Raw genomic sequence first — 9,514 nt, forward strand, 5'->3', positions numbered from 1 at the left:
GCCCCCGCCTCCGGAGGTGAAGAAGGACAAGCCCTGGTACGAGCGCATCCACCTGCGGGGCTACACGCAGGTCCGCTACAACCGCCTGCCCAGCTTCCGGGTGAACGACACGCTCATCAACGACCAGGGTGACCGCTTCCTGGGCAAGGACAACGGCTTCGGCCTCCGCCGCGCGCGGCTCGTCTTCTACGGCGACGTGCACGAGCACGTGTCCATCTACCTGCAGCCGGACTTCGCCTCCGTCATCGGAGACCAGTACCACGTCGCCATCATCCGGGACTGGTACGCGGACATCTCCGTGGACTCGAAGAAGGAGTTCCGCTTCCGGGTGGGCCAGTCGAAGGTGCCCTTCGGCTTCGAGAACCTCCAGTCCAGCCAGAACCGGCTCGCGTTGGATCGCAACGACGCCATCAACAGCGCGCTGAAGGACGAGCGCGACATTGGCGTGTTCTTCTACTGGGCGCCCGCGGAGATCCGCGCGCGCTTCAAGTACCTGGTCGACAGCGGGCTGAAGGGCTCGGGCGACTACGGCGTGGTGGGCCTGGGCGTCTACAACGGCCAGACGGCCAACCGGCCGGAGCGCAACAACAGCCCGCACGCCGTCGCGCGCGTCACCTATCCCTTCCAGTTCGGCCAGCAGTTCGTGGAGATGGGCGTGGGCGGCTACTACGGCCGCTTCAACCTCGCCGCTGCCCCGCGCGACGACGCGGCCTACGCGGTCGCACGCGGTCCCGACATGGTGGATGCCCGCGCCATCGTCAGCCTGATGGTGTACCCGCAGCCCCTGGGGTTCATGGCCGAGTACAACGTGGGCCGTGGGCCGTCCCTGGGGACGGGCCCGGACGAGGGGCTGCTCATCGACAGCCGCAACCTGCACGGCGGCTACGCGCAGCTCATGTACAAGCTGGATGACGTGGCCGGCATGACGCTCATCCCCTACCTGCGCGGCACGCTCTACAAGGGCGGCAAGAAGTTCGAGACCAACGCCCCCCGCTACGACGTGCGCGAGGTGGAGCTGGGCGTGGAGTGGCAGATCTTCAAGGCGCTGGAGCTGACGGGCGCGTACCTCGTCGCGGACCGGACCTCGTCGCGCTACCCCTACAAGCAGGAGCAGGGGCACGTGACGCGCGTCCAGCTCCAGTTCAACTACTGAGCCGGGACAAGAGGGGCTGAGCGGGTGTGCCCGGGGCGGATGCCGCCCCGGGTGGCCTCGCTCGGCCCTTCGTCGTGAGGGCGTCCGCCCCCGCCGGCTCAGCTCGCGAGCGGGGGGATGTTCGCGACTGGCTCCGGGATTCTCACGTCGGGCCAGGCCTCGGGCGCCAGCGTCAGGCTGTAGGGGGGCGCCGAACCGCGCAGCGTGAGCCAGAAGGCGTTCTCCGCGGTCAGCGCCTGGGCGATGCGGCCCGACGTCGTGCGGACGCGCTCCACGATGGCCTGGAGTTCCTCGGGCGACTGCGCCTCCAGCATCCCGACCACGTTGTCCCAGACCCGCTGACGCCAGAGAATCAGCATCTGCATGACGGCCTTCTCCATCACCGGACGGCTGAAGGGCACGCGCAGGGCCAGCCGGGTGGAGGTGCAGTTGTAGCGCTCCGCGAGCAGGTCCAGGCACTCGGGGATGCACTGGCGGAGGATCTCGTTCACGTGGAAGTAGTCGTGCCGGTAGCGCGCCAGCTTGCGCGCGTCCACCGGGGGCGTCTGGTGGGCAATGTTGTCGTACACCACCATGCCCAGGTCGTGGTTGATGTGGGCGCTGACGCCCAGCAGCGCGTCCTGGAAGGGACGCGTGAGGCCCGCGGCCGGGTAGTACGTCGCGAAGCGCCAGGCGGCGGTGGGCAGGGGCAACTGGCGCAGCGAGTCGCGCACCGCGATCAGCGCCTCTTCCGCGAAGCGGCCCGTCAGGTGGGAGAGCCATTGCGGCTCCAGGAACCCGCCCGCGCCCGGCGCGCTCAGCAGGTGGACGACCCGCCTTGTCACGATGGCATAGATGTCCAGGAAGATGGCGCGTGAGTCATTGCGCTCGTTCAGCCGGCCGAGGATCTTCTCCAGACCCTCCAGCGCCTGTTCCGCATCCACCGGATTCCAGAGCACATCGTCCAACTGGATGGGCCCCAGGTCCGCCGGGGCCCTTGTTTCATGAAGGTGGAGCTTGTTCGAGGAGCTTTTCCGACGCGGTTGGGGGGGAACCGGCGACACATCCATGGACTGGGACTCCGCAGCTTGGGGGAAACTGCTCGACGTGAAACGCGCACCAATTTATCAGTAAAACTGAAACAAGCCCCGTGTCCGGATGGACTCCTCGGAGTGAGTCGCATTCGTCCCATGTTTCATGACGTTTCCTCTTCGTGACACACGGCCCGGGACGGTGGACGCCTCCAGGGGCCCCTGTGTCACGCCGGGAGAGGGATTGACGCGAGCCACGCTCGCTCTCGCCGCCGCGCTTCATGTATGACGCGCGTGTCGCGTGCGGGATCCGTCGCGGATGTCCGCAGGCACCTCCACCCTCTGGCGATACATGGCATCCAACTTGCTATGCCAGCTTCCCGTGCAAGTCGGGTATGACTTCGCCGTCGTAGTTTTCCCGACTTACGCGGTCCGTGCGGCAAGATCCCAACCTCTCCCGGGCGTGGACGTGGACGCCCGGGAGCCGTCACCCTGGAGCTTCGGAACCATGCGTCGAGCGAGTCCTCCCTCCTCCCCGGAAGCAGCCCCACCGCCCGCGACCCCGGGCTCCCGCGCCCGTTTCTGGGCGGCCCGCCTCGTGTTGTTCGTCGCCTGCGTCAGCGTGGTGGCCACGTCGCAGGCCACCTCCCCGGACGTCGCCTCCGAGGAGCACGTGGGCGCGCCCCTGAGCCTCACGAACGAAGCGCCCAAGGCGACGCGCCAGCTCATCGTCCGGGCCTCGGCCACCAGGCCGCCCGCCAAGCGAGCCGAAGCGGACCTGTCGGTCCGGGTCACGGCGCGGTGGATCCCCGCCGACCCGAGCCAGACGGTGAGCCCCTGGCTGAAGGTGATCCTTTCTGATTCACAGGACGGCTCCGGACCGACCGCGTACGGCATCCTGACGGAGCAGACGCCCTTGATCCTGGAGGGGGTGTCCAGCCTTTCCCCGGACTGCGAACTGCAGGCCTCCTGTGAGTGGCGCGCGAACGTGAACTTCGAGATGCAGGACAACACCTCCGCCGGCACCGTCGAACTGGAGTGGACGGCGCAGGCCCATGCCCGCGTGGTGGACACCAGCAGCGTGCCCAAGGGCTTCACCGTGAGCGTTTCCGCGCCATGACCCCGACCCTGGAATCCACCCCGCGGATGCCTTGCTTCCCTCCGATGCTCGGGCGCTTCCTGTTGCTGGGGGGGCTCGCGCTGATGACCCCGGCCTGCGGCGAGGACTACGACACGTACGTGGAGCTGCGGGAGCCCTCCGGAATGCATGAGCTGAGCGCGAGCGAACCCGTGGGCTCGCGGCGCTTCCGCATGGTGGCCGCCGCAAAGCCAGACACCCGGGCGAAGGTGGCCTGGCCCTATCTCAGTCTGAACGTGGGTCGGCGCTGGTCGAATCCCGATGCGAGCAGCGCGGAGGTCGTCTACCCGTGGCTGCGCGTCAGGCTCGTGGATGAAAGCGATGGGGCCGTCCTGGATGAGGACGTGGTGGTCTTCGATGAGCAGGGGCTGCCGCGCGAAGAGAACCTGGCGAACTCACCGGGACGGGATGACAGGGCCGAGCGGTTCGACGTCACCTACCGGCTCGAGTTCGAGCGGCAGGGGACCCCCTCCGACGGCGTCATCAAGGTCTTCTGGAATACCTACGCGAGCGTGTCGTCCAGCGGTGACCGGGATGAGGTCGAGTTCACGGTGACGGAGCAGCCCTGAGCCGCGATGCACGTCGCGCCGCGGTGGCACGTCCGGGCGGGTTCCCTCTGATGACTCCAGACATCAGGCCCCTGACTCCAGACACCAGGGGCCGCGCCCGGGAAGGCGCCTGCTCCATCGCAACCCCCTGGAATCAGGACGGCCGCACGGGGCCAGGGGCCGGGAAACGGTGGGCACGCGGGGTGCAGTAGGGGTGATTCGTCGCCGCACTCCACTCCCGAGGCCCTCCCATGAAGCTCCGCTCTTCTTCATTCTCCAAGCCCTCCTCGTCCTCCTCCAGCTCCCGCCCCCGCAGTGACAGCCTCCCCGCCCGGCCCGAGACGGCCAAGCCGAAGGCGCCGGTGTCGCCCGCGGAGCTGAAGACGGGCAAGAACAACCTCAAGCCGGCGGACTACGGCGTGGTGGACCCGAAGCTCCAGGGCATCCGGACCCGCCGTGACAGCGGCCAGTCCGGCGCGGACTTCGCGGACTTCACGCAGGACGTGCGCAACTCCACGAACAAGCTGACCAGCAAGCCGGTGGGCAACCAGATGCTGACGGAGCTCAACGGCCGCACCCAGGCCGTGAACCCCGGCGCCACGGGCACGCTGCGCAAGCCGCTGACGGTGGCGGACATCTCCTCCGGCCGCAACTCGGCGCTGCCCATGGCGCATGCGCCCCGCAACGACGGCACCCTGTCGTCCATCCGCCCGGCGTACCGCTTCGACGGTCAGCCCGGCGCCGGCACGCCCAGCAACATCAAGTACAACGAGAATGCCTCCGGCCCCCGGTTCAACAGCCTGGGCCACGAGTCGGTCCACGCCTGGCGCGCGTCCAACGGCCTCCAGGTGAGCCCGCTCGCCGCCAGCAAGCACAGCAACGCGGACGTCTTCAAGCAGCACCCGGCGCACTCGGCCAACATGAAGGACACCGTCGACAACCGCCTCCGCCTCACGGAGGAGTTCGAGACCGTCGGCCTGCGCCCCACGCCGCACACGAAGAACAACTGGGCCCCTTCCGAGAACGCCATCCGCGCCGAGCACGGCCTGCCGTCCCGCCAGGACTACTCGGGCCTGAAGCCCGACGGGAAGAACAGCAACGACGAGGCCTTCAAGAACTACGACGAGGGCACCGACAGCCGGAACTTCTTCCAGAAGCTCGGGGGCCAGCCGTCGCCCTTCGGGAAGATCGTCGGCGACCTGGAGAAGTGATGCACCGGGGGAGCCCTCTCCCCCGCCTTCGTGCAATCCTTCCTCGCGCCGTCCGTGAGGAAGGTGTGCCGGAATCCCCACCTCGCGCCCCGGGCCCTCCGGGGGCGCGGGTGCGCTCCGGCCCTTGAAGGGATCCCCCATGCGGTTCGTGTTCCGTGACGGCGAAGGGCATTGGCGCAATGGCTGGAAGGCGCTGGGCTCCGTCCTGCTGACGGCGGTGTTGGGGGGCGGCCTCCTCTGGCTCCACGGCCTGCTGCCCTCCGCCCTTCGCGAGGCGTTTCCTTCGCCCTGGGACCTGTTCCTGGGCGCGCTCCTCGCGAGCCTCTTCTGTCTGCGCCTCGAACGGCGGTCGCTCGCGTCCCTCGGCTTGTCCCTGGGCCGGCGTGCGGGCCGCGACCTGGGCCTGGGCGTGCTGGGCGGCATCGTCCTGGTGGGCACGGTGGCCTTCCTCGTCGGGATTTCAGGCGGCTTCCATCTGGTGTGGGCGGAGGCGGCGTCCGCGTCCGTGCTCATGAAGGCGGCCTGGATGATGCTGGGCGTGGCGCTCTTCGAGGAGACGCTGTTCCATGGCCATGCCTTCCAGCGGGCCATCGACGGACTGGGCGTGCGCTGGGCGCAGGTCCTGCTCTCCGTCATCTTCTGCCTCGCCCATCCCTTCAGCGCCGAGATGGCCGGAAGCACCAAGGCCGTCGCGATGCTCTGCACCTTCCTCGCGGGGTGGATGCTGGGCCTGTGCTACCTGCGCACCGGACACCTCGCGCTGCCCGTGGGCGTGCACCTGGGGTGGAACTGGATGCTGGGGTGTCTGGGTTTCGGCGTGAGTGGCAATGACTCGAAGGGCTTCTGGACGCCCGTCTTCCACGACCGTCCGGAGTGGTTCACGGGCGGCCGCTACGGCCTGGAGGGCTCCATCGTCGCGGTCGCCGTGCTGGGTCTGGCGGTCGTGGCCCTGACGCGGTGGAAGGGCTTCCCACCGCCGGTGACTGCGTCCGGCACTCAGCTCGACATGCGGGGACGACCGGCAGCGGCGGCGGGCCCCACGGTCTGATGCGGGCCCGCCATGCTTCAGTGACCTGGGGGCCTCTCCCGGCGAGCCAACCCGGAGCGAGGCCCGTGCGTGACCTCACCCATACAACGTGCGGGGTCGTGCTCCTTTCGGAGAGCCCTCAGGTGGGGTCTCCTCATTCGAACAGCAGCGGCCTCCTGGGGGGCGTCCGCGCCGTCCATCGCCAGCCGTCCCAGCACGTCGAGCTGGAGCAGGTCGTGGAAGCGGACCCCGCATGCCTCGCACCCGGGCAGGTGTGAGAGGAATCTTTCATGTTCCTCCGGCGGCAGGTGGCCATCCACGAAGGAGGGGAGGTTCGCGCAGTCCGCGATCATCCGCGTCCCCGCTCACGGCGCGCCTCGGCCGAACGGCGCAGCTTCTCCCGCAGGCGGTGGCGTGCGTGGAAGAGCCAGGTCCCCACCGTCCCCACCGGAGCGCCCAATTGCTGGCCAATCTCCGCGTGGCGCAGCCCCTGCGCGTGCAACTCGAACGTCCGGCGCAGGTTGGGGGGAAGCGACGAGACGGCCTCCCGCAGCTCCGCCTCCGTGACGCACTCCCACAACTCCGGGTCCGGCGCCTCCGGATCCTCGAAGAGCTTGTGCACGTTGCTCAAGCCCAGGACCTTCGCGACCTCCGTTCCCCGGCGGCGGCACCGATCCAGGAAGCGGTTGTGCAGCACCCGCACCAGCCAGGCGCGCTTCGCCGGCTCCGACCATTCCTGGAGCTTGTCCCACTTCAGCAGGGCGCGGAGCAGCACGTCCTGGACCAGGTCGTCGCACTCATTGGCACCCCGGCCACAGATGTTCCGGGCGACCGCCAGCAGGATGGGCTGATGCCGGATGGCGAAAGCGGCGTACTCCCGGTCGGAACAATCAGAAGCTGCTTGCACCATGGGGCCTCTCTTCGGTTGGAAAGAATACGTCCCAGGTGTGATTCCTTTATTTGAGAGTCCAACCCCGCTGAACGGGTGCGGGGGCGTGTGGTCGCGCGCCAGTCTTTGTATGCAAAGGAAGACGTGGATTGTCGTTGGAGGTGCAGGGGACGGCGCGGTGCGGCGCGTGGCCCGGCGGCGCATTGTCCCGGAGGGATTCGTCGCCATCTTCAAGGAGGACTCCGGAGGTCCCCATGCGCGCGTCCCTGATTCCCGCCCTCGTCCTGCCATTGCTGCTCGCGCCGGGCCCCCATGCCGGCGCCCTGGCGGCTCCCGCGCGCGAGTCGCACGAGATGTCGACCCAGGGCTTGAGCCTGACCTCGCTCGCGAAGGGCGCGGTGCTCTTCGACAACCTGGGCACCTACTCCTACAAGGTGACGACAGCCTCCCCGGAGGCCCAGGCGTTCTTCAATCAGGGGTTGCGGCTGGCGTATGCCTTCAACCACGACGAGGCCGCCCGCTCGTTCGCCCGGGCCACGCAGCTGGATCCCTCCTGTGCGATGTGTTTCTGGGGCGTGGCCCTGGTGCTGGGGCCCAACTACAACGTGCCCATGCTGCCGGATCGGGCCGCGCTGGCGTGGGAGGGCGTGCAGCGGGCCCAGGCGCTAGCCCCCAAGGCGACCCCGGTGGAGCGGGCCCTCATCGGCGCGTTGTCCCAGCGCTACGGGGGACCGGAGCCCCGGTCGCCTCCTCAAATGCAGCCCTTCAATATGGCCTACGCCAATGCCATGCGCGAGGTGGCCGGGCGCTTCCCGGGGGACCTGGACGTCCAGGTGCTCTTCGCCGAATCCTTGATGAACCTGAACCCCTGGAAGCTGTGGACGCTCGACGGCAAGCCGGAGCCGGGGACGGGGGAGATCGTCTCCCGGCTGGAGACGGTGCTCGCGCGCAATCCGGAGCATCCGGGCGCCAATCACTATTACATCCACGCGGTGGAGGCTTCGGAGCACCCGGAGCGGGCGTTGCCGTCGGCGCGCCGGCTGCCGGGGCTGATGCCGGGGGCGGGCCACGTCGTGCACATGCCGGCGCACATCTACCAGCGCGTGGGCATGTACGCGGCGGCGTCGGAGAGCAACCGCCGGGCCGTCCAGGCGGATGAGGCCTACCTGCGTCGGGTGGAGCCCGTCGGGTACTACCCGATGTATCTGGCCCACAACTGGGGCTTCCTCGCGTTCTCCGCCTCCATGGAGGGACGCAGCGAGGAGTCGCTGCGCGCGGCCCGGGCTTCGGCGCGGGTGCTGGGCCCGGAGATGTTGGAACAGATGCCCGGCATGGACTTCTTCGTCGCCGAGCCGCTGCTCGCGATGGTGCGCTTCGGACGCTACGACGCGCTGCTCGCGGAGCCCCGGCCGGAGGCGAAGTACCCGGTGCTCACGGGGCTGTGGTTGCACTCGCACGGCCTGGCGCTCGCGGCCAAGGGCCGGTTCGAAGAGGCCCGCGCGAACCACGCGGAGCTGGAGAAGCTGGCGGCCGGGGTGCCCGACACGCTGACCGCGGGCAACAACTCCGCGAAGGACGTGCTGGACGTGGCGGCCCGGGTGCTGGGGGCCTCCATCGCGGAGCGCCAGGGCTGCGCCGACGCCCTGAGCCGCTGGGAGGACGCGGTCCGGGCCGCGGACCAGCTGGCCTACTCCGAGCCCGCGGACTGGTTCTACCCCGTGCGCCACTACCAGGGCGCGGCGCTGCTGGATGCGAAGCAGTGGAAGGCGGCGGAGGCCGTCTACCGCGAGGACCTGCGCCGCAATCCGGGCAACGGGTGGGCGCTGTTCGGCCTCTCCCAGTCGCTGGAGGGGCAGGGCCGTGAGCGCGAGGCAGCCCTCGCGCGTCAGGGGTTCGAGAAGGCGTGGGCCCGCGCCGACATCCGGCTCAGCCGCACGGCGATGTGACGCTCAGTAGACGCAGGCGCGGTTCACGCAGGAGCCCGGGGTGCCCTTGCAGGAGCAGTCCGAGTCCTCGATGCAGCGCGAGGACGGGCAGGTGGGCCCGCCACCGCCGGACATCACCCTGGGGAGGGGCCCGCTTCGCTCCCGGACGGGCGGGCCGCGCGGAAGCCGTGAATCCATGCGCCCGTGGCGACGAGTGACGGCAGCACCACGGACAGGGTGAGCGCGACGAACACGGTGTCGTTGGCGGCCTGCCCGATGAGGTCCACGCCCGACACCCGCAGCCACGCCTTCACGCAGGTGATGGACCAGTTGGCGTAGTTGGCGACGATGACCGCCCAGGCCAGCCGCTGCTGCCCGACAGGACCATAGCTCAGCAAGGGCAGCGTCCACGCCACGCCCAGCAGGAAGAACGTGCCCATCAGCGCGTTCAGGTGCGCGGCGAGCGCCATCTGCGGATCCGCGGGCACCTTGCCCGTCATCGCGGCGGAGACATAGCCCCCGGTGAGCAGGCCCAGCAGCATGAGCCAGGCGGCGGCGTGCGCCATGCGCCTCGCTGCGGGGCGGATCCCTGCGAGCGAGACAAGGGCGGGGG

General features: G+C 69.3%; 10 protein-coding genes. 6 read left to right on the forward strand and 4 right to left on the reverse strand.

All coding sequences use genetic code 11. From position 1 onward, the window contains the following. The coding region (locus D7X74_RS35090) for a porin (RefSeq protein WP_120537353.1) at window positions 1-1,153 on the forward strand (1,153 nt) is incomplete at its 5' end. A 98-nt stretch (window positions 1,154-1,251) separates the two neighbouring features. On the opposite strand, the gene D7X74_RS35095 is transcribed toward D7X74_RS35090, so the two are convergent. Next, on the reverse strand, window positions 1,252-2,091 hold the full coding sequence (locus tag D7X74_RS35095) for a DUF5995 family protein (RefSeq protein WP_233596040.1): 840 nt from the start codon (window positions 2,089-2,091) through the stop codon (window positions 1,252-1,254). A 580-nt stretch (window positions 2,092-2,671) separates the two neighbouring features. Between D7X74_RS35095 and D7X74_RS35100 the strand changes: the two genes are divergently transcribed. The 4 genes from D7X74_RS35100 to D7X74_RS35115 all read left to right on the forward strand — a co-directional run bounded on the left by D7X74_RS35100 (window position 2,672) and on the right by D7X74_RS35115 (window position 6,108). Continuing rightward, window positions 2,672-3,283, forward strand: coding sequence for a hypothetical protein (locus tag D7X74_RS35100; RefSeq protein ID WP_147446792.1), 612 nt, complete (start codon window positions 2,672-2,674; stop codon window positions 3,281-3,283). A 26-nt stretch (window positions 3,284-3,309) separates the two neighbouring features. After that, window positions 3,310-3,870 (forward strand): hypothetical protein, encoded by a 561-nt coding sequence (locus D7X74_RS35105; protein WP_147446793.1) that lies wholly within the window; start codon window positions 3,310-3,312, stop codon window positions 3,868-3,870. A 230-nt stretch (window positions 3,871-4,100) separates the two neighbouring features. Next, window positions 4,101-5,060, forward strand: coding sequence for a M91 family zinc metallopeptidase (locus D7X74_RS35110; RefSeq protein ID WP_120537357.1), 960 nt, complete (start codon window positions 4,101-4,103; stop codon window positions 5,058-5,060). Window positions 5,061-5,199: 139 nt separating this feature from the next. After that, entirely contained in the window at window positions 5,200-6,108 is a 909-nt protein-coding gene (locus D7X74_RS35115; RefSeq protein WP_120537358.1) for a CPBP family intramembrane glutamic endopeptidase, read from the forward strand. A gap of 17 nt (window positions 6,109-6,125) precedes the next feature. On the opposite strand, the gene D7X74_RS45400 is transcribed toward D7X74_RS35115, so the two are convergent. Together D7X74_RS45400 and D7X74_RS35125 are read right to left on the reverse strand one after the other, a co-directional pair. Next, window positions 6,126-6,440, reverse strand: a complete 315-nt coding sequence (locus D7X74_RS45400) for an anti-sigma factor (RefSeq protein WP_120537359.1) — start codon at window positions 6,438-6,440, stop codon at window positions 6,126-6,128. Then, window positions 6,437-6,997 (reverse strand): RNA polymerase sigma factor, encoded by a 561-nt coding sequence (locus D7X74_RS35125; protein ID WP_233602393.1) that lies wholly within the window; start codon window positions 6,995-6,997, stop codon window positions 6,437-6,439. Before D7X74_RS35125 ends, D7X74_RS45400 begins: the two co-directional genes overlap by 4 nt. A 233-nt stretch (window positions 6,998-7,230) precedes the next feature. Here D7X74_RS35125 and D7X74_RS35130 point away from each other — a divergent pair, with 233 nt between their 5' ends. After that, window positions 7,231-8,922, forward strand: coding sequence for a hypothetical protein (locus D7X74_RS35130; RefSeq protein WP_120537360.1), 1,692 nt, complete (start codon window positions 7,231-7,233; stop codon window positions 8,920-8,922). A 113-nt stretch (window positions 8,923-9,035) separates the two neighbouring features. On the opposite strand, the gene D7X74_RS35135 is transcribed toward D7X74_RS35130, so the two are convergent. Next, on the reverse strand, window positions 9,036-9,514 hold a 479-nt coding region (locus tag D7X74_RS35135; RefSeq protein ID WP_120537362.1), incomplete at its 5' end, for a hypothetical protein.

This window comes from Corallococcus sp. CA047B, from assembly GCF_003612065.1.
GTDB classification, from domain to species: domain Bacteria; phylum Myxococcota; class Myxococcia; order Myxococcales; family Myxococcaceae; genus Corallococcus; species Corallococcus praedator.

What these genes read in the sequence shown, in the direction of transcription:
- D7X74_RS45400 (WP_120537359.1), bottom strand. Translation starts at nt 6,440, where the DNA reads ATGATCGCGGACTGCGCGAACCTCCCCTCCTTCGTGGATGGCCACCTG.
- D7X74_RS35105 (WP_147446793.1), top strand. Translation starts at nt 3,310, where the DNA reads ATGCCTTGCTTCCCTCCGATGCTCGGGCGCTTCCTGTTGCTGGGGGGG.
- D7X74_RS35130 (WP_120537360.1), top strand. Translation starts at nt 7,231, where the DNA reads ATGCGCGCGTCCCTGATTCCCGCCCTCGTCCTGCCATTGCTGCTCGCG.
- D7X74_RS35125 (WP_233602393.1), bottom strand. Translation starts at nt 6,997, where the DNA reads ATGGTGCAAGCAGCTTCTGATTGTTCCGACCGGGAGTACGCCGCTTTC.
- D7X74_RS35115 (WP_120537358.1), top strand. Translation starts at nt 5,200, where the DNA reads ATGCGGTTCGTGTTCCGTGACGGCGAAGGGCATTGGCGCAATGGCTGG.
- D7X74_RS35110 (WP_120537357.1), top strand. Translation starts at nt 4,101, where the DNA reads ATGAAGCTCCGCTCTTCTTCATTCTCCAAGCCCTCCTCGTCCTCCTCC.
- D7X74_RS35100 (WP_147446792.1), top strand. Translation starts at nt 2,672, where the DNA reads ATGCGTCGAGCGAGTCCTCCCTCCTCCCCGGAAGCAGCCCCACCGCCC.